Origin of the sequence: Kordiimonas lacus, assembly GCF_001550055.1 — a bacterium.
In the GTDB taxonomy this organism is placed as follows: domain Bacteria; phylum Pseudomonadota; class Alphaproteobacteria; order Sphingomonadales; family Kordiimonadaceae; genus Kordiimonas; species Kordiimonas lacus.
Genome location: NZ_LRUA01000010.1, coordinates 434,014 through 452,890, shown reverse-complemented (window position 1 = coordinate 452,890; position 18,877 = coordinate 434,014). Strand labels below are relative to the sequence as shown.

Genomic DNA, 18,877 nt, shown 5'->3' with positions numbered 1-18,877 from the left:
CCCTAGTTGTTTTCAGCCACGGCCACAGGTTTGTCCTGTGGCAGTTCTACCGGCCCACGGAATTCATAGGACCCTGCATAATCCTCAATGTCCCGGTCCGGGTCAGCGCCCCAGGGCAGGATATGGTCCTTGACGAACTGCAGGTTGGCAAAGGTGGTGCCTTCCGGCTCATTGATCATGACACTTTCCTCATCGTCAGGACCAAACAGGCCCGCCCAGAAGCCGTCCACAACACCGTCCCACACGATCTGCGGCACAGGCATGCCGGTGCGCGGTGCGATCAGGTCTTTCACGGCGCCGTCCGGGTCCCAGCCAGCGCGACCATGCTTGTTATCATGCACATAGATGCGGCGTGGCAGCGGGTTATAGGTTGGATCGTTATATTCACGCGGGTAGGCAACCAGCAGGATGTTGGCAGATGCATTTTCGCCGATCTCATTCTCAAACACCTCTACCTCGCGGTTGGCCATGATCATGATGCCGGAACCGCGCGGCACAGTGGCCACGATATTGCCCGGAGGGGCAAAGTTGGCGGTGTCGTTGCCCACGACCTTGTTCTGGTAGACCCGGACGCTGTGACCGCCCATCTGCGGCAGGTTCGGCAAGTCAAACACCAGGATGCCGCCCGTGTTGCGGGTGGCTGTGTTGCCGTAGACGTCAGCGCGGTAGCTGTTCTCGATCTCGATCCCGGCCACATTCAGTTCGGCGCGGTTATTCCTGACAATGATGTCCTGGCTTTGGCCCACATAGATGCCGGCATCCGATGCGCCTTTGACCACAGACCCCTCGATCAGCACATTCTTCGATTCAACGGGATAGAGGCCATATGCGCCATTTTCAGCGTTCGGCCCGCGGGTCCATTCAACCCGCACGTTGCGGAAGGAAACCGTATCCACGCCCTTGGCTTTGATGCCGTCACCGGGTGTGTCTTCCACCGCGAGGTTTTCGATCGATACCCGGTCAGACGTGATCAACAGACCTTCCGACCCGGCGATCTGGTTCTTGAAAGTGAGGATCGTCTTGTCCATCCCGGCGCCGCGCACCGTAATGTCCGGCACGTCCAGTGAAAGCGCGGCGGAAAAGGAAAACGTGCCTTCCGGTAGTTCGATAGTGGTGCCCGGTTCAGCCAGGATCAGCGCTTCCTGCAGCGCCTCCTGAATATCAGTGCTGGCATCAATCCGGACAATCGCGTCTTCCGCAAGGGCAGCCGGTGTCACCACAAGAATAAGAAGCCCCATAAGAGCATGTTTGAAACTGGTCATCGCTTCCCCCTTTTCCATCGGCTTCCCCTCCAATGGAATCCATTAATTCCTGCGTGCCACAGTGCAGAAGCTTTGGTCTTTCGTCAAGAAAAAGTGAAAGTGTTTCATTTTTTTTGGAACTGGACTAGTATCCCTCGCGGGGGTTAAAAGCGCCTGAAAAGGGAGCACCGCGTGCCGTCAACGACCGTTCAGAAACCCATGCAGGCGAGGGCCAAAGCCCGCCGGGACATGATTATTGCCCGCACGGAAGATATCCTGGCTAGGGACGGCATCGAGGCTATCACCACGACCGCTGTCGCGCGCGAGGCAGGTATCCCGGTTGGGTCTATCTACCGCTATTTCAAAGACAGGAATGATATCATCGGGCTTCTCCATCAGGTGGCCTATGATGACGTGGTCGGCACGGTAGCGAACGCCCTTGAACAGATGGAGCCAGGCCAGGGCTTCCGCAAAACCCACGAACAGCTGATCCGTGTTTTCTGGCGTGCGGCCCGTAGCCACCCCACGTTCCGCGACCTGACCCGATGGGCCAACGCGCACAACAGCTTGTGGGATGTGACACCTGGGCCGGAAAGTCATCTGGATGAGCTTGTCCGGCAGACATTGGCGGTTGCCGGCGTTCAACTGCCAGAAGGCCGCGAGCAGGTCATGCTGCGTACAGCAGTCACCACGCTTTCCGTCCTGATCGACCAGGCCCTGGAGGAAGATGACGACGCCGAGGCCGACGCCCTGATCGACGAGATCACCACCCTGCTGGACCGCTATTTCGAATAAAAAAGCCATCCCCGATCTGGAGACGGCTTTCCTGAATTTTGTTTGAGCTCTGACCCTATTCGGTCAGGTCGTCCCATAGGTCCTTGACCTTGGAGAAGAACCCTTCGGACCGCGGCGAGATTTTATCGCCGCCCTCTTTGGCAAATTCTTCCAGAAGCTCGCGCTGCTTCTTGTTGAGGTTGGTGGGTGTTTCCACATTCATCTCAACAATCATGTCGCCCACAAAGCCGCCGTTCAGCTCTGGCATGCCCTTGCCCTTGAGGCGGAACTGCCGGCCTGACTGCGTCCCCTCAGGGATTTTGATCCGCGCACGCTTGCCTTCAATGGTCGGCACCTCGATGTCGCCGCCAAGGGTGGCTTTGGTCATCGGGATCGGCACCTGGCAATAGAGCATGTCGCCGTCACGTTTGAACAGCGCATGAGGCTTGATGGTCAGGAAAATATAGAGATCACCCGCCGGGCCACCACGGCTGCCGGCTTCGCCTTCGCCCGCCAGGCGGATACGCGTGCCTTCCTCCACCCCTTTCGGGATCTTGACCTGCAGGGTCTTTTCTTTCCTCACACGGCCCGCGCCAGAGCAGCTCTTGCACGGGTTGGTGATAATCGACCCATTGCCCTGACACCTCGGGCAGGTGCGTTCCACCATGAAGAATCCCTGGCTGGCGCGCACCTTACCGGCACCGCCACAGGTGTCACACACTTCGGGCTTCGAGCCGGGCTCAGCGCCAGAACCGCTGCAGGGCTCACACGCCACAGACGTGGGCACACGAATCTTGTCTTCCTTGCCGCGGAAGGCATCCTCGAGCGAGATTTCCATATTGAACCGGAGATCACTGCCGCGCCCGGGGCCACCGCCACCGCGCCGCCGGCGGCCCTGGCCGCCCATGAAATCACCGAAGAATTCTTCGAACACGTCAGAGAAATCGAAGCCGCCCGCATGATGGCCGCCGCCGGGGCCGCCCATGCCGCCCTCGAATGCCGCATGACCATAGCGGTCATAGGCCGCGCGCTTTTCAGGGTCCTTCAGGACCTCATACGCTTCACCGATTTCCTTGAATTTCTTTTCTGCTTCTGCGTCGCCCGGATTGCGGTCCGGGTGATACTGCATGGCAGCCTTGCGGAAAGCGCTTTTCAGCGCTTTTTCGTCGACGTCCTTTGAGACGCCGAGTAGCTCGTAATAATCTGCTTTAGACATAGGCGGTTCTCCGCTTTTGTCGCCGCGCCCCTAAACTCAGACGCCGCCTCCAGACATCCAGAGGCGGCGCGAGCATTGGTATGGCGTCAGGCGGCCACCTTATTTCTTGTCGTTTTCGTCGACTTCTTCGAAGTCCACATCCACCACATCGTCGTCGGCTTCCTTGGCCGCCTTGTCAGCAGCTTCAACCTCGGACTCGTCGCCGGCCGCGGCCGCTTCTTCCTGGCTTGCTTTGTAGATCTGCTCGCCAAGTTTCATGGTGGCCTGTGCCAGTGCTTCGGTTTTCGCCTTGATGTCGTCAACGTCTTCGCCTTCAAGCGCGGTCTTCAGGTTCGCAACCGCATCTTCAATGGCTTTCTTATCGTCGTCGGACACCTTGTCCTTGTGCTCGTCGAGGTTTTTCTCAGCCGAGTGAACAAGCGCTTCGCCCTGGTTCTTGGCTTCAACAAGCTCTTTCCGCTTCTTGTCCGCGTCGGCGTTGGCTTCTGCGTCCTTGACCATCTGCTCAATGTCCTCGTCAGAGAGACCACCGGAAGCCTGGATGCGGATTTGCTGTTCCTTGCCTGTGCCCTTGTCTTTGGCGGACACATTCACGATGCCGTTGGCGTCGATATCGAAGGCAACCTCAATCTGCGGCACACCGCGTGGGGCTGGCGGGATACCCACCAGGTCGAACTGGCCCAGCAGTTTGTTGTCTGCAGCCATTTCGCGCTCGCCCTGGAACACACGGATGGTTACGGCGCCCTGGTTGTCTTCCGCGGTCGAGAAGACCTGCGCCTTCTTCGTCGGGATCGTGGTGTTGCGCTCGATCAGGCGGGTGAACACACCGCCCAACGTCTCAATGCCCAGCGACAGCGGGGTTACGTCCAGAAGCAGAACGTCTTTCACGTCACCCTGCAGAACGCCAGCCTGGATCGCGGCACCCATGGCCACAACCTCATCCGGGTTCACACCTTTGTGCGGCTCGCGGCCAAAGAACTCTTTGACCACTTCCTGGATTTTCGGCATCCGGGTTTGACCGCCGACCAGAACCACGTCGTCAATCTCGCCTGCATTGAGGCCCGCATCCTTCAGGGCTTTCTTGCAAGGCTCGAGCGTGCGCTTGATCAGGTCCTCAACGAGGGTCTCAAGCTTGGCGCGCGTCAGTTTGATCTGAAGGTGTTTCGGGCCAGATGCGTCAGCCGTGATGAACGGCAGGTTCACTTCGGTCTGGGTTGAGGAGGAAAGCTCGATCTTGGCTTTCTCTGCCGCTTCCTTCAGACGCTGCAGTGCCATCTTGTCCTGACGAAGGTCGATGGTGTTTTCTTTCTTGAACTCGTCCGCGAGGTAATCAACCAGACGCATGTCGAAGTCTTCACCGCCCAGGAACGTATCACCGTTCGTGGACTTCACTTCAAATACGCCGTCGCCGATCTCGAGGACCGATACGTCGAAGGTACCGCCACCAAGGTCGAACACAGCAATCGTGTGGCCGTCTTCTTTTTCAAGACCGTACGCAAGGGCCGCAGCCGTTGGCTCGTTGATGATGCGCAGCACTTCAAGGCCCGCGATCTTGCCGGCGTCTTTCGTTGCCTGGCGCTGGGCGTCGTTGAAGTATGCAGGTACTGTGATGACCGCTTGGTCAACATTTTCACCAAGATAGCTCTCGGCGGTTTCCTTCATTTTCTGAAGGATCATCGCAGACACCTGGCTTGGGGAGTATTTCTCGCCCTTGGCTTCTACCCACGCATCGCCACTGTCGGCTTTGATGATATTGTAGGGAACCATGTCGATGTCTTTTTTGGTGGTTGGATCATCGAACGTGCGGCCGATCAGACGCTTGATGGCGAACAGCGTGTCTGTCGGGTTCGTCACGGCCTGGCGTTTTGCCGCCTGGCCAACAAGGCGTTCGCCATCGTCGGTGAAACCAACGATAGACGGCGTCGTGCGCGCGCCTTCAGAGTTTTCGATTACTTTAGGTTTGGACCCGTCCATGATGGATACGCAGGAGTTTGTCGTACCCAGGTCAATACCGATTACTTTACCCATTTTTTTACCTCTTCCCGTTGCAAGCCGACTGCTTGGGCCCATCCGGCACCCTATCACAGCCTCTTAGGGTTCGTGTTATTTGATCAAATTGCTGGCCAGCCAAAACATCCGGCAGGCAGCAGGTTTCAGTGGCTATATAAGGTGCGCAGCCACCCCCCGCAAGGGCAGTGGCCAAGAAATTTTGTAAGTTTTTTCCTGACCAAAAGCCTTTAAAGACGATGGACTTGCCTGTATGTGAGCAGGCAGTCTTCCTTGTCGCCCGCAATCAAACATTGAAAATGGGGGGCAGGCGGCTAAACTCGCGCCTGAATTAAGTCGTGTTGGCGTGAGCGGAAACACTTGGACCATAACAACAGAATCCACGACGGATCGGGGCGGGGCCTGCATGAACGATAAAGCCAATATGGCACAGCAACAGCCGGAAAAGCATGAGGCCATGGTGCTTCTGAAGGATCTGGTTGTCATTGTTGTCTTCTTCTTGATTTTCACCACCTTCGGATGGTCCAGCTTCCATATCCCATCGGGCAGCATGGAACCGACGCTTGAGGTCGGTGACCGCATCTTCGTCTCGAAGCTGAGCTACGGATATAACCGCTATTCAGTGCCGTTCGACCCAGGCATTGTCCCGGAAGGCCGCCTGTTCGATGACGCGCCGGAACGCGGAGATGTGGTGGTTTTCACGCTGCCCTACAAAGGCAGCAACGATTTCATCAAACGCGTGATCGGCCTGCCGGGCGACACTGTCCAGATTACCCGCGGGCGCCTGTTCATCAATGGCGAGATGGCGCCGCGCACTTTTATCCGCGATGTGAATTATACCGATTATCAAGGCATTGACCGGCGCGCCCGCGAATATGTCGAAGAACTGCCGAACGGCGTAAAACACCGGATTTACGAACGCCATGACGACGGCGCACCCCGCGTTGACAATACCAAGCTGTTTGTGGTGCCCGAAGGCCATTATTTCATGATGGGTGACAATAGGGACGGCAGCGCCGACAGCCGGTATCTGGATGACATGGGTTTTGTGGCGCACAAATATCTGGTGGGCCGCGCGCAGATCACCACCTTCAGCCTGTATGACTGTGACCAGGGCAAGGACGTCTTCTGCCCCATCGGCATCCCGCTCGGCCGCTTCTTCAATGTGATTGATTAGCAATTCATTTCTTGTTGGGGGCGAGATGAAGAAAAACTGGTTGGCAATTGCTGGCGGCATCTTGTTCGTAGGGGTCGTCGCGTACTTATACAGCTTCAGTCATTTCCATGTCCCAGCTGGATCGATGGTGCCCACTTTGCAAGTTGGCGACCGGTTTCTTTCCAAGAAACACATCGATCCCGGCGATATTGACCATGGCGATATCGTTGTCTTCATCGCGCCACACAAAGGTTCGTTCACTTTCGTCAAGCGGGTGATAGGCTTACCGGGCGATACCGTACAGATCAAAAGGGGACGGTTGTTCATCAACGGTACGATCGCCCCGCGCGCCTTCGTTCAAGATCTGGCCTATACAGATTACCAAGGGACGGCACGCCGCGTGAAAGAGTATGAAGAAACCCTGCCCAACGGCCGCGTCCACCGCATATACGAACGTCATGACAATGGCCCAGCAATGCAGGACAACACCAAACTGTTTGTCGTACCGGAAGGCCAATATTTCATGTTGGGGGACAACCGCGACGCCAGCGCCGACAGTCGCTATATGTATGACCTGGGGTTCATCAAGGGCGAATGGATTGTTGGCAAAGCCTTCATGACAACTTTCAGCCTGTATGCCTGCCACGAGGATAATGGCCCCGAATGCCCGGGCGGGTCAGCCGACAGCCGCTCTCTCATAGGCTTGAATTAGCTGATTGGGGCCAGCCCATAGGCACGCCCCAATCATGAAAGCCTTTACGCAACCCTGTGCAGCGCGCAGATTTTGTTGCCCGATGGGTCGCGGAGGTAGGCCAGATACAGCTTGATGCCGCCGCCTTCGCGAATGCCTGGCGGGTCTTCAATCGCTTTGCCGCCGGCCTTGAGACCTGCTTCATGCCAAGCATCCACCATTTCAGGGCTGGAGGCCGCGAAGCCGAGCGTGGTGCCATTGCCATGCGTGGCCGGTTCGCCGTCGATCGGCTTTGTCAGCATGAAAAGGCCTGATTTTTCGGCATACATGCAGCGACCCTTTGGGTCCATCCGCCCGGGGCGGTGCCCCAGAACTTCCAAGGTCGCATCGTAGAATTTCTTGCTTTCGGCCACATCATTGGCCCCAACCATCACATGGCTGAACATAGGCTCATCCCTTTCCCTGAATGAAAATTCGTTGGTTCAGGAGTGAGGTAAGCCCAAATGGCCCGCGGTCAACCCATTGGTGGCCATCGGTGTCAGGCGCTGCCGCCACCATCGATCAGCATGGCGGTGCCCGTGACCTGGGCGGCCACGTCTGATGCCAGATAAAGGATCATTGCCGCCACTTCGCCCGCTTCTGTCAGGCGGCCGGTCGGTACGTCCGCTTTCCACGCTTGAAGCGCTTCCTGGTGCGTCATGCCCTGGTCGGCGGCTTCCTTCTCCAGCATCGGGGTGACCACATCGCCCGGGCATACGGCATTCACCGTGATGCCGTCAGCGGCATGGTCGCGTGCCATGGCTTTTGTCAAAAGCACAAGCCCACCTTTGCTGGCACAGTAGGCGGCGGCCTTTTCACCGCCGCTAAGTCCCCAGTCAGACGCCACATTGATGATGCGGCCTTTGGTGTTCCTCAGATGCGGCACCGCCGCGCGGCTCAGGTAGAAGGGCACATCCAGATTGACCGTCATGGTCTGGCGCCAGATGGTATCGGTGGTGTCTTCAGCCGTGGTGCGGGAGATGATGCCCGCATTGTTCACCAGAACATCAAGCCGCCCGAATTTCTGCACTGCATGATCGATCAGCTCAGCGCACACCTCGGGGCCTGTGAGGTCCTGCACGATGGGGGTGATGCGGTCGGGGGCATGGGCCACCACAGCTTGCAGTCTTTCTGCATTCCGCCCAACAGCCAACACATTATAGCCCGCGTCCGCAAAGGCTTTCGCTGTCGCGTCGCCAATGCCGCTGCTGGCGCCGGTTATCAGAGCGACCCTGGTCATGCGTTCCAGATGGGATCGTTCAGTTTGGTGACAAACTCGGCGTGGCGCGCGCGCTCTTCATCCGATACCGGGAAGCTGCGCCGCTCGCGGGCTTTCTTTTCCCGCACAACTGCGCCGCCGGCGTCGACGGCCAGGTCAAGGCCCGCCTGCCTGCCGCCCAGCAGTTCGATATAAACATCCGCGAGGATTTCGGCGTCCAAGAGGGCGCCGTGGAGGGTTCGGTGGGTGTTCGACACGCCAAAACGCTTGCAGAGCGCATCCAAGCTGTTGGCCGCACCCGGAAATTTGGTACGTGCGATCGCCAGCGTATCGATAAAGCGCTTGGGGTGGATGATCGGACGGCCTGCGTTCTCAAGTTCCCAGTTGATGAAGCGCATATCGAACTCGGCATTGTGTGCCACCAGCACACTGTCAGTACCGACATACTCAAGGAAATCATCCATGATGTCGGAAAACACGGGCTTGTCGCGCAGGAAGTCGGTGGTGATGCCGTGGATTTTCACGGCGCCCTCGGGCACATCGCGCTCAGGGTTCACATATTGGTGGTAATGTTCGCCGGTGAGGGACTTGTCCACCATTTCCACGAGGCCGATCTCGATCAACCGGTCACCTGTCATCGGGTCAAACCCTGTGGTCTCCGTATCGAAAATCAGTTCGCGTTTGCTCATGTTGCTTCACCCAATTCTTTGACGATGGCCTCAACCTGCCTGAAGGCATGGTCGAGCCCGAAATTACTTTCTACCACATAATCTGCCCGCGCCCGTTTGTCATCATCTGGCACCTGGGCTTTCAGGATCTGGTTGAATTTCTCTTCCGTCATACCGTCGCGCGCCAGCACCCGTTCGCGCTGGATTTCAGGCGGGGCGGAAACCACCACAACCTTGTCGCAGGCCTTTTCGCCGCCCGTTTCAAAAAGCAGGGGAATATCGAATACCACCATCTTGGCGCCTTCATCCTCGGCCTTGTTGAAAAAGTCGATGCGTTCCTCGGCCACCATCGGATGCATGATGGCCTCCAGCTTTTTCTTGGCGTCGGGATCAGCGAACACAATTTTGCCAAGGGCATCCCGGTCCAGCGCGCCATCCTTCACCACACCAGGGAAAGCCTCCTCGATGGGTCCAAGCGCCCGGCCACCCGGCGCCTGCAGCTGGCGGACGGTCGCATCGGCATCAAACACTGGCACGCCCAGACGCGCGAACATTTTCGCGGTTTCCGACTTGCCCATGCCGATCGACCCCGTGAGCCCGATGATCATTGGATTGTTGCTCATTTGAACTGGCCCTCCAGCTCGGCCCGCAAGGTGTCGTCATAATCAACGTCAACACCAAACCAGATCTTGAAGGCTGCGGCCGCCTGATAAACCAGCATGCCAAGGCCCGTCACTACCCGAAGGCTGCGGGCTTCCGCGTCCTGAAGAAGCGGCGTCATCAACGGCTGGTAGACGATGTCATAAACAACCGTGTCTTTCATGGCTTTTGAGAGGTCCATCTCCAGCGCCGGCTGGCCTTTCATGCCCAGAACGGTGGTGTTGACGATCAGCCCGGCGGCGGCCACAGCGTCCGCGCGGTCGTCCCAGTCCACCACGGTCATGCGGCCGCGACCGATTTCATTCGCGATGGCTTCCGCCTTCGCCCGCGTCCGGTTGGTGATCATCACCAGGGGTACTTCTTCCATGAGAAGGCCGAGCGCGGCAGCGCGCGCAGCTCCCCCTGCGCCCAAAATCAGAACAGGCTTGTCCTTAGGCCACCCCGGCACGGTTTTCTTCAGGTTGGTCACCAGCCCAATGCCGTCCGTGTTGAAGCCGGTCATGGTGCCGTCATCTGCAATCTTGACCGTATTCACCGCCCCCATCTGGCGCGCGAGTGGCGCGACCTTGTCAAGGAACGGCATGATGGCTTCCTTGTGCGGCACGGTAACGTTAAAGCCGGCATAGCCTTCGGCCTTGAACTGGGCCAGTGCGGTCTCTATCGCTTCGGGGCCAACGGCGATCTTGTCGTAGCTGCCGTCAATGCCCGCCGCCTGCATCCAGTGGTTATGGATAGTGGGCGACAGGGAATGGGAAATCGGCCAGCCGATCACGGCTGCTTTTTTTTGCCTGGTTTTCTGATCTTCTGTCATAGCGGCATCATGCCTCTGCGGCGCAGGAAATCAAGAAGTGCAAAAAGCGGCAGGCCAAGGACAGTGAAATGGTCACCTTCCACTTTGGTAAAAAGCTGGGCGCCCCGACCTTCTATCTGATAGGCGCCGACGCTCCAGAAAGCGGCATCGCCAATGGCGTCCAGATAGCCTTCGATAAAGGCGTCACTCAGGGGCCTGACCGATAATTTGACAGTATCAACCGCCCGCCAGGTCGGCTGACCGCCTTCGTAAATAACGGCGGCCGACAAAAGCTGATGGCTTTTCCCTGACAGCGCCTTCAGGGTTTCCGCGGCCTCCTCACGCGTATCTGCCTTTGAAAAGATTTTGCCGTCACACACCAATATCTGGTCTGCACCCATCACCATATCTTCGGGCCGCCGCATGGCAACGGCGCGGGCCTTCAGGTCAGCCAGCGCATCAGCGATATCGCGGGGCGGCGCGCCGTCTGCCACCAGGGCGGTTTTAACGGCGTCCTCGTCAACCCGCGCCGGGTCAACCTCAAACGCGATGCCTGCATTTGTCAGCATGTCCGCCCGGGTCTGGCTGCCGGACGCCAATATGAAAGCCATGGTGCGGGGGTCCTATTCCGGTGTTTTGCCGTTTTGGGCATCCAGCCACTGGTGGTAGCGGTTCAGGATCGCCGCGGCCGTTTCCTCGATCGACCGGCGGGTGACATCAATGGTCGCCCAGCCGCGCTGGGCACAGTATTTTCGGCATTCCTTGATCTCATCCTGGATGTGCGACATGTCGGTATAGTCGCCTTCCGTTTCTTCATTGATAGACCTCAACCGGTTGGTGCGGATGGCCACCAGGCGCTCGGCGCTTGTGGTCAGCCCGATAACGAACTTGTTCCTGATCTCATCCAGTTCCGGCGGCATGGGGCATCCGGGCACGAACGGCACATTGATGGTCTTGTAGCCCTTGTTCGCCAGATAGATGCTTGTCGGCGTTTTCGACGACCGCGAAACGCCCACCAGCACGATGTCTGCCTGCGGCATGTCCTGCACCAGAACCCCATCATCATGGGCCATGGTGAACTGAAGCGCGTCGATGCGCTCAAAATAGTGAGCATCCAGCTTGTGTTGCTTGCCGGGCTTGTGCGACGCCTGCACCCCGAAGTAGGACCCGAGGAGGTTGATCACCGGATCGAGGATCGAGAGCACAGGCAGGTTTGCCTTCATGCATTCTGTCTCGAGCGCCTCGCGGATTTGTGGGTTCACCAGGGTATACATAATAAGCCCCGGCTGCTCGCGGATATCTTCCATCAACCGGTTCATCTGCATGGCGGACCTGACAAGCGGCCAGTAGTGCTTTTTCACCTCAACGCCTTCAAACTGCACCAGCGCGGCCTGCACGATGGCCTCGAGCGTTTCACCCGTCGAGTCCGATACAAGATGCAGGTGAAAATCCTTCGCTGACCCTTTTCGCTTGACGCCAACTGGAGAGACTGGGCTTTTCGGTGGCTCTGGAAGACTCATGGGAATATCCTGTGGATAACTTGTTGGCGGATCGGTTGATAACAAGGCTAGGCCACTTGCCCCCAATTTGGAAAGCACTTGTTAGAACTTCTATTAAATCTATCCACGGTCAATTGTAAGAGAGGAAAACTGATGATCGGGGGCACCATATTTTGCGGTTATCCCCGTTATCCACAAATCATATAGCGCCCGGAATGGCTGTCATTTTTCTATAAAATGCCGGTAATCCATAAGTTTATGCACATTTTGCGGGGCGAATTGCCGCGCCCACCTTGTATGTGCACAAGATTGTGGATAAATGCTTTTCCACATGATTCACAGGCATAAACTACAACTACAAGATTCTATATATAATTATTATTAAGTAGTAAGAGGGCGTCAGGCCGAATGAACGGCGCCCGAACTTTAAGGACCAGCGCATGACCAAACTTCTTCTAGAGACTCTCAAGGGAAACCCAGGTGACCGGGTGCCTTTTTGGTTCATGCGTCAGGCAGGACGATATCTGCCCGAATATCTTGAGGTTCGAGCAACGACAAACAGTTTCATGGAGTTCTGCTACAGTCCAGACAAGGCAGCCGAAGTGACCCTACAACCCATCAGGCGTTACGGCATGGACGGCGCGATCCTGTTTGCTGACATCCTGGTGGCGCCAGACGGGTTGGGGCAAAAAGTCTGGTTTGAGAAAGGCCATGGTCCCAAGCTGGAACCTGTCAATGATGAGGCCAGCTATGCCAAACTTTCCATGGGTGCCTTCCATGACAGGGTGGGCAATGTCTATGAGACCGTGCGCCGGCTGAAGGCTGAATTGCCTGCAGAAGTGACCTTGCTTGGGTTCGCGGGCGCGCCCTGGACGGTGGCCACCTACATGATCGCAGGCCAGGGCAGCAAGGATCATGCAGCTGCGCGCCAACTGGGCTACGGCAATCCGGAGCTGTTCGGCAAGATCATGGATATGCTGGTGGACGCCACCAGCGAATATCTGATCGCCCAGATCGATGCGGGCGCCGATGCCGTACAGATTTTCGACAGCTGGTCGGCCGCTATCCCGGAAACCATGTTCGAGCGTTGGGTGATTGAACCCACCAAGGAAATCGTTTCCCGCATTCGTGCCAAACATGCTGAAACACCCATCATTGGATTCCCGCGGCTCGCGGGTGCAGCCCTTCCAACCTTTGTGGATGCTGTGGGCATAGACTGCGTGGGCCTTGATACCGGCGTGCCGCTGGATTGGGCGGCGCGGGAAATCCAACCGAAAGTGTGCGTGCAGGGCAATATGGACCCTCATCTCGTAGTATCCGGCGGTGATTTGATGGTGTCCGAGGCCAACCGCATTCTGGAGCAACTGAGGGGCGGCGCCCATATCTTCAATCTGGGCCACGGTTTCGTACCTGAAACACCGCCGGAGAATGTGGCGCTGCTCTCAGACACCATTAAAGCTTTCCGGCGCTAATTCGGAAAACAAGGGGGAATGATATGGCAGACATGATCGGTTTTTTGGGCGGTTCTTACCTGTGGGTGAAGGCCGCGCACATTATTTTCGTCATTTTCTGGATGGCCGGTATGTTCATGCTGCCGCGCTATTTCGCCTACCACAGTGAATGCGAGGCGGGGTCGGATGAGGACGCCAAATGGATCGACCGGGAGAAGCGCCTGATGCGCATCATCATCAACCCGGCCATGACCATCGCCTGGATTCTGGGGCTCATGCTGGTGGTCAATATTGGCTTTGATGCCGGCCTGTGGCTGCATATCAAGCTTCTGCTTGTTTTCATCCTGTCCGGCTTTCATGGGGCCTTGTCGAAATACCGTAAGGAATTCGCCCGGGGTGAGCGCAAGCGTGACGGAAAATTCTACCGCAAGATCAACGAGATACCGGCAGTTTTCATCATTGCCATTGTGCTACTGGCGGTGCCCAAGGCCTTCTAGCAGTTAGTTGCGGCTGCAACAGACTTGACAGAGGGAATGAAAATGATAGCTTGGGCGCTGATCCGGCACGCCTGTATCTCGCGCGCCGTCCAACGTATTTCCCAATCATTGCCAGAATTATCATGTATTCAAAGGCAATCGATCTATCCTTTTCGGGCCTTCTGGCCCCAATAATTCTGGACAAAAACCATTCCTAATAACAATTCGGACGATCCCATGCATCTTCAGGATCTCAAAAGCAAAACCCCAGCAGATCTCCTTTCGCTTGCAGAAGAGGTTGGTGTTGAAAACGCCAGCAGCATGCGCAAACAGGACATGATGTTCGCTATCCTCAAGCATCTTGCAGACGACGATATCGAAATCATGGGCGGCGGTGTCATCGAAATTCTCTCTGACGGTTTCGGTTTCCTGCGCTCCCCTGAGGCAAACTATCTGCCAGGCCCCGACGATATTTACGTGAGCCCAAGCCAGATCCGGCGCTTTGCGCTTCGGACCGGCGATACGGTTGAAGGCCAGATCCGCGCGCCCAAGGACGGCGAGCGTTATTTCGCCCTTCTCAAGGTTTCAAAGATCAATTTTGATGAGCCTGAGAAAACCAAGCACAAGGTTCACTTCGACAACCTGACGCCGCTTTACCCGGATTCCAAGCTGAAGCTGGACCCGGACAATCCAACCGTGAAGGACAAGTCCCCGCGGGTGATTGACCTGGTGTCCCCAATCGGTAAAGGCCAGCGGGCGCTGATCGTGGCGCCGCCACGGACCGGTAAAACCGTTCTGTTGCAGAATATCGCCAAATCCATCACCGCCAACCATCCCGAGTGTTTCGTGATCGTGCTTCTGATTGACGAACGCCCTGAGGAGGTGACAGACATGCAGCGCAGTGTGAATGGCGAGGTTGTTTCCTCGACCTTTGACGAACCTGCAAGCCGTCACGTCCAGGTGGCCGAAATGGTGATCGAGAAAGCCAAGCGCCTTGTGGAGCACGGCAAGGATGTTGTGATCCTGCTTGACAGTATCACCCGTCTGGCCCGCGCCTACAACACGGTGGTGCCGTCTTCCGGTAAGGTTCTCACAGGTGGTGTGGATGCCAACGCGCTGCAGCGTCCGAAGCGTTTCTTCGGTGCCGCGCGGAACATTGAGGAAGGCGGGTCGCTTTCCATCATCGCAACCGCGCTGATCGAGACCGGCAGCCGCATGGACGAAGTGATCTTTGAGGAATTCAAAGGCACGGGCAACAGCGAGATTGTCCTCGACCGCAAGGTTGCAGACAAGCGTGTGTTCCCGGCGATCGATATCCTCAAATCCGGTACCCGGAAAGAAGAGCTTCTTGTCGATCCGGCAACGCTGTCGAAAATGTGGGTCCTCAGGCGTATCCTTACGCCAATGGGCACCGTGGACGCGATGGAGTTCCTGCTTGGTAAACTCAAGGACAGTAAGAACAACGAGGAATTCTTCACCAGCATGAACAACTAGGCGGTAGAAATTCTTTGAGAGACAGATACGCTAAGGGCTTGCAAACGCAGGCCCTTTTTGCTTTCGGGGAGTGAGGATGGGGGCAATCATGACCAACACAGCGCTGATCATCATCGATACGCAGATCGCGATAGACGACCCCAAGTGGGGTGTGCGCAATAATGTGGATGCCGAAGCCAATATGGCGCGGCTGCTGGATGCCTGGCGCACCCGTGGTGGTGATATCATCCATATAAGGCACGACAGCGTCTGTGAAGGCTCGCCATACACGCCAGGTACCCCCGGGCATGCCTTCAAGCCTCAGGTGGCCCCTCAGGGCGCTGAGACCGTCATTGGCAAGACAACCAACAATGCCTTTGTCGGGGCCGGGCTTGAAAAGCACCTGCGCGCGCGGGATATCCAAAGTCTGGTCATTGCAGGTGTTTTGACCCAGCATTCGGTGGATACCACAGCCAGGATGGCGGCAAGCCTTGGGTTTGAGGTTACGGTGGTGTCAGACGCCACAGCGGCGACAGAGGTGATGGACGGGCGCGGCATGACATGGCTGGCGGCGGATGTGCATGCGCTGACGCTCGCACACCTGGCGGCCGATTATGCGACAGTGAAAACGACAGACGAGATATTGGGCGAGATTTTATGATCAGCATCAAAGCCTATGAGGCCTACCACAAGGACGGCGTGCGCGACCTGATCCTGCCAATCCAGCGCGAGGAATTCGGTATCGACATCAGCTATGATGACCAGCCGGACCTGCATGATATTGAGGGCTTTTACCAGAAAGGCAAGGGCGGCTTCTGGGTGGCGCTTGATGGCCATGCGGTGATTGGTTCGATCGCGCTGGTTGATATTGGCGCGGGCCAGGTGGCGCTCAGGAAAATGTTTGTGTCCCAGGCCTATCGCGGCCGGATCTACGGTGTGGCGCAGAAGCTTCTGGATTTTGTGATTTCAGAAGCGCGCGGTACGGGCGTCACAGATATCTATCTAGGAACAACAGCCGCCTTCCTCGCGGCTCACCGATTTTATGAGAAGAACGGGTTTGACCTGGTGGATGAAACTAGCCTGCCGGAAAGCTTCCCCCGCATGGCGGTCGACACCCGCTTCTACCGGATGGCGCTTTGAAGCGAATCCGCCAATTGCTTTGGCGCTTCAAGGGGGATCATGTGGCCGGTGCCGGATACGCGGTGCAGGGTGATGCGGTCTGATTTTGCCGCCAGCTTATCGATCGCCCCGATGGGCACCAGTTGGTCGTCTTCGGCCATGATGAAGGTGATGGGCATCTCAAGCGCCAGAAGGTCATCCGCGATATTCTTCCTGTCGATGGGCGCAATCAGTTGGCGGATCAGAACATCCTGGCCCAGGTCTTTTTCCATCTGCAGGATCGTGCTGGTGATGGCCGTATCTTCCAGATGGTCCGCATTCACAAATTGGGCGAGGCGGTTTTTTGACATGCCCTTGTAGGTGAGGCGCGTAAGCATCTCCGCGTTGCGGCTCCTCAAGTTTTTTTCTGCGTCCGTCAGTCCGTAAGGCGAGGCCGCGATGACGGTCAGGCTTTCAACCTTCTCTGGCGCTTTCAGGGCCGCCATGATCGCCAGATAGCCCCCAAGCGAGAAACCCACCAGATGGCAGGGCGTGCCCGGCATCTGTTCAAGCACTGCCTTGCACATGTCGTCCATGGTCTTTGCCGCCGCATAGTCACAGTGGCAGGCCTCCACATCAGGCAAGTGAGCAAGCATCCGTGCCCACAGCCGGGCGTCGCACATGGTGCCGGGGATCAGGTAAAAGGGCGCTGTCATACCGTGGCTCAGGGGATGAGGATTGTCTGGCCGCTGGTCTCGCGGGCCTCGAGCGCCTCATGGGCCTTGGCGGCATCCTTCAGGGCAAAGCGCTGGTTGATCTGTGATTTCAGCTTGCCGCTTGCGATCATCTCAAACACACGGCTGGTGGAATGCACCATGTCAGCGCGCGTGGCGGCATAATCCATCAGCGTCGGGCGCGTCAGGAACAGCGAGCCTTTTTGCGCCAGAAGCGCGGGTGGGACCGGGTCCACCGGACCGGTGGCATTACCGAAGGTGACCATCACGCCGCGGCGCTTCAGGCAATCAAGCGAGCCCATGAAGGTGGCCTTGCCGACGCTGTCGTAAACCACAGGCACGCCTTCACCGTTCGTGATCTCTCGCACGCGGGCGACGAAGTCTTCTTCACGGTAGAGGACCGTGTGGGTGCAGCCGTTGGCGCGCGCAAGTTCAGCTTTCTCTTCGCTGCCCACGGTGCCGATCACGGTTGCGCCCAGGGCCTTCAGCCACTGGCAGGCAATCAGGCCAAGGCCACCGGCGGCGGCATGCAGCAGAACCGTTTCACCGGCCTTTACCGGATACAGCCGTTCGGTCAGAAACTCGACCGTGCAGCCCTTCAGCATCAGGGCGGCAGCGTCCTCGTCTGATACGCTGTCCGGGATTTTGACGATCTTGTCGGCAGGGATATTGCGCGCTTCCGCGTAGGCACCGATGGGGCCTATGGGGTAGCCAACCCGGTCCCCCACAGCCAGGCCACCAACGCCGTCCCCCACAGCTTCAACAACGCCCACGGCTTCCAGCCCCGGCGTGGCCGGCAGCGGCAGCGGGTAAAGTCCGGTGCGGTGATAGGTGTCGATGAAATTCAGCCCGATCGCCGTGTGGCGGATCCTAACTTCGCCCACACCTGGGGCGCCCAGCTCAACATCCTGCCACTTCAGCACATCCGTGCCGCCAAAGGCCTCCATCCGGATCGCTTTAACCACAGGCCTAATCCTTCAGGTTGGTTTTGAAAAAGTCCCGCGTACGGCCGTTCGCCAGGTTGGCGGCGGCGGTGTTCCAGTTCACGCCGTCGGGGCGGGCGAAGGCATGGTCCACGCCGGGATAGCTGTGGATGGTGATATTCGCGTTATCTTTCAGACCCGCCTTGATGCGCTTTTGGGCGTCCTTGTCGACAAAGCCGTCCTCTTCGGCGATATGCATCAGAAGCGGCGTGGTGATCTGGTCTTGTTGGTCCAGCTTTGTATCGATACCGACACCATAATAGGACACGCTGGCATCCACGTCAGTCTCCACCGATGTCTTGAAGGCCAGCAGGCCGCCAAGGCAATAGCCCACAGCGCCCACCTTGCCGGTGCCGCCTTCAATCGAGCGCGCCACAGCCACAGTGGCTTTGATATCTTCCATGCCTTTCGGGTGATCGAAATTCTGGAAATAGCCGAAGGCTTCTTTCCATTCTTCTTCGGTCTTGTCGGTGATATCCACGCCGGGCTTCATACGCCAGAACAGGTCGGGGCAGATGGCGATATAGCCTTCACGCGCCAGGTCGTCGCAAATCTGGCGCATGCCTTCATTGACGCCGAAGATTTCCTGCAGCGCCACAATCACGGGACCAGACGCAGATTTTGCCGGGCGGGCGACATAGGCCTTGAAGCTGCCGCTACCGTCAGTCGCCTGGATGTCGATATAGTCTGCCATCGTCTGTC

The 18,877-nt window shown here is 57.5% G+C and carries 21 protein-coding genes; 8 read left to right on the top strand and 13 right to left on the bottom strand.

The genetic code is table 11. The features are described from left to right. Positions 1-2: 2 nt before the first annotated feature. A complete protein-coding gene (locus KORLAC_RS17000; RefSeq protein WP_068309391.1) occupies positions 3-1,262 on the bottom strand; it encodes a parallel beta-helix domain-containing protein in 1,260 nt (419 codons plus the stop codon). A gap of 171 nt (positions 1,263-1,433) precedes the next feature. Between KORLAC_RS17000 and KORLAC_RS16995 the strand changes: the two genes are divergently transcribed. Further along, positions 1,434-2,036 carry a TetR/AcrR family transcriptional regulator gene (locus KORLAC_RS16995; RefSeq protein ID WP_139167388.1) on the top strand — a complete coding sequence of 201 codons (603 nt, stop codon included), beginning with the start codon at positions 1,434-1,436 and terminating at the stop codon, positions 2,034-2,036. Between the two features lie 55 nt (positions 2,037-2,091). Here the strand turns inward: KORLAC_RS16995 and dnaJ are convergent, their stop codons facing one another. Further along, a complete protein-coding gene (gene dnaJ / locus KORLAC_RS16990) occupies positions 2,092-3,231 on the bottom strand; it encodes a molecular chaperone DnaJ (RefSeq protein WP_068308748.1) in 1,140 nt (379 codons plus the stop codon). Between the two features lie 99 nt (positions 3,232-3,330). Then, positions 3,331-5,259, bottom strand: coding sequence for a molecular chaperone DnaK (gene dnaK / locus KORLAC_RS16985; protein ID WP_068308746.1), 1,929 nt, complete (start codon positions 5,257-5,259; stop codon positions 3,331-3,333). 385 nt (positions 5,260-5,644) lie between these two features. Between dnaK and lepB (KORLAC_RS16980) the strand changes: the two genes are divergently transcribed. Both lepB (KORLAC_RS16980) and lepB (KORLAC_RS16975) read left to right on the top strand, forming a co-directional pair. Continuing rightward, a complete protein-coding gene (gene lepB, locus KORLAC_RS16980) occupies positions 5,645-6,415 on the top strand; it encodes a signal peptidase I (protein WP_068308744.1) in 771 nt (256 codons plus the stop codon). A gap of 25 nt (positions 6,416-6,440) precedes the next feature. Continuing rightward, positions 6,441-7,106, top strand: a complete 666-nt coding sequence (gene lepB / locus KORLAC_RS16975; RefSeq protein WP_068308742.1) for a signal peptidase I — start codon at positions 6,441-6,443, stop codon at positions 7,104-7,106. A 44-nt stretch (positions 7,107-7,150) separates the two neighbouring features. On the opposite strand, the gene KORLAC_RS16970 is transcribed toward lepB (KORLAC_RS16975), so the two are convergent. From KORLAC_RS16970 to KORLAC_RS16940, 7 genes are all read right to left on the bottom strand, one after another. Continuing rightward, on the bottom strand, positions 7,151-7,531 hold the full coding sequence (locus tag KORLAC_RS16970; protein WP_068308740.1) for a VOC family protein: 381 nt from the start codon (positions 7,529-7,531) through the stop codon (positions 7,151-7,153). A gap of 92 nt (positions 7,532-7,623) precedes the next feature. Further along, on the bottom strand, positions 7,624-8,364 hold the full coding sequence (locus tag KORLAC_RS16965) for an SDR family NAD(P)-dependent oxidoreductase (RefSeq protein ID WP_068308739.1): 741 nt from the start codon (positions 8,362-8,364) through the stop codon (positions 7,624-7,626). Beyond that, positions 8,361-9,032 carry a DNA polymerase III subunit epsilon gene (gene dnaQ, locus KORLAC_RS16960; RefSeq protein WP_068308738.1) on the bottom strand — a complete coding sequence of 224 codons (672 nt, stop codon included), beginning with the start codon at positions 9,030-9,032 and terminating at the stop codon, positions 8,361-8,363. The genes KORLAC_RS16965 and dnaQ overlap by 4 nt, the downstream gene beginning before the upstream one ends. Continuing rightward, the gene (coaE, locus tag KORLAC_RS16955; protein ID WP_241493445.1) at positions 9,029-9,634 is read right to left on the bottom strand and encodes a dephospho-CoA kinase; all 606 of its coding nucleotides are present in this window, start codon (positions 9,632-9,634) and stop codon (positions 9,029-9,031) included. Before coaE ends, dnaQ begins: the two co-directional genes overlap by 4 nt. Next, the gene (locus KORLAC_RS16950) at positions 9,631-10,482 is read right to left on the bottom strand and encodes a shikimate dehydrogenase (protein WP_068308736.1); all 852 of its coding nucleotides are present in this window, start codon (positions 10,480-10,482) and stop codon (positions 9,631-9,633) included. The genes coaE and KORLAC_RS16950 overlap by 4 nt, the downstream gene beginning before the upstream one ends. Continuing rightward, positions 10,479-11,072 (bottom strand): Maf family protein, encoded by a 594-nt coding sequence (locus tag KORLAC_RS16945; RefSeq protein ID WP_074519246.1) that lies wholly within the window; start codon positions 11,070-11,072, stop codon positions 10,479-10,481. Before KORLAC_RS16945 ends, KORLAC_RS16950 begins: the two co-directional genes overlap by 4 nt. 12 nt (positions 11,073-11,084) lie before the next feature. Beyond that, the gene (locus KORLAC_RS16940) at positions 11,085-11,981 is read right to left on the bottom strand and encodes a pyruvate, water dikinase regulatory protein (RefSeq protein WP_082714756.1); all 897 of its coding nucleotides are present in this window, start codon (positions 11,979-11,981) and stop codon (positions 11,085-11,087) included. A 419-nt stretch (positions 11,982-12,400) separates the two neighbouring features. On the opposite strand from KORLAC_RS16940, the gene hemE reads away from it, so the two are divergent. From hemE to KORLAC_RS16915, 5 genes are all read left to right on the top strand, one after another. Further along, positions 12,401-13,432: a uroporphyrinogen decarboxylase gene (gene hemE / locus KORLAC_RS16935; RefSeq protein ID WP_068308734.1), complete on the top strand. Its 1,032-nt coding sequence runs from the start codon at positions 12,401-12,403 to the stop codon at positions 13,430-13,432. A 32-nt stretch (positions 13,433-13,464) separates the two neighbouring features. Next, positions 13,465-13,908 (top strand): CopD family protein, encoded by a 444-nt coding sequence (locus KORLAC_RS16930; protein ID WP_175445638.1) that lies wholly within the window; start codon positions 13,465-13,467, stop codon positions 13,906-13,908. A gap of 216 nt (positions 13,909-14,124) precedes the next feature. Further along, positions 14,125-15,381 carry a transcription termination factor Rho gene (gene rho / locus KORLAC_RS16925; RefSeq protein WP_068308733.1) on the top strand — a complete coding sequence of 419 codons (1,257 nt, stop codon included), beginning with the start codon at positions 14,125-14,127 and terminating at the stop codon, positions 15,379-15,381. 88 nt (positions 15,382-15,469) lie between these two features. Further along, entirely contained in the window at positions 15,470-16,021 is a 552-nt protein-coding gene (locus tag KORLAC_RS16920; protein WP_068309379.1) for a cysteine hydrolase family protein, read from the top strand. Continuing rightward, entirely contained in the window at positions 16,018-16,500 is a 483-nt protein-coding gene (locus tag KORLAC_RS16915) for a GNAT family N-acetyltransferase (protein ID WP_068308732.1), read from the top strand. The genes KORLAC_RS16920 and KORLAC_RS16915 overlap by 4 nt, the downstream gene beginning before the upstream one ends. Here the strand turns inward: KORLAC_RS16915 and KORLAC_RS16910 are convergent. From KORLAC_RS16910 to KORLAC_RS16900, 3 genes are read right to left on the bottom strand one after another with little or no spacing between them, the layout of a single operon-like run. After that, positions 16,482-17,174 carry an alpha/beta fold hydrolase gene (locus KORLAC_RS16910; RefSeq protein WP_068308731.1) on the bottom strand — a complete coding sequence of 231 codons (693 nt, stop codon included), beginning with the start codon at positions 17,172-17,174 and terminating at the stop codon, positions 16,482-16,484. The genes KORLAC_RS16915 and KORLAC_RS16910 overlap by 19 nt on opposite strands. Before the next feature lie 8 nt (positions 17,175-17,182). After that, entirely contained in the window at positions 17,183-18,157 is a 975-nt protein-coding gene (locus KORLAC_RS16905; protein ID WP_175445637.1) for a quinone oxidoreductase family protein, read from the bottom strand. 4 nt (positions 18,158-18,161) lie between these two features. Beyond that, entirely contained in the window at positions 18,162-18,869 is a 708-nt protein-coding gene (locus tag KORLAC_RS16900; protein WP_068308728.1) for a dienelactone hydrolase family protein, read from the bottom strand. Between the last annotated feature and the right edge of the window lie 8 nt (positions 18,870-18,877).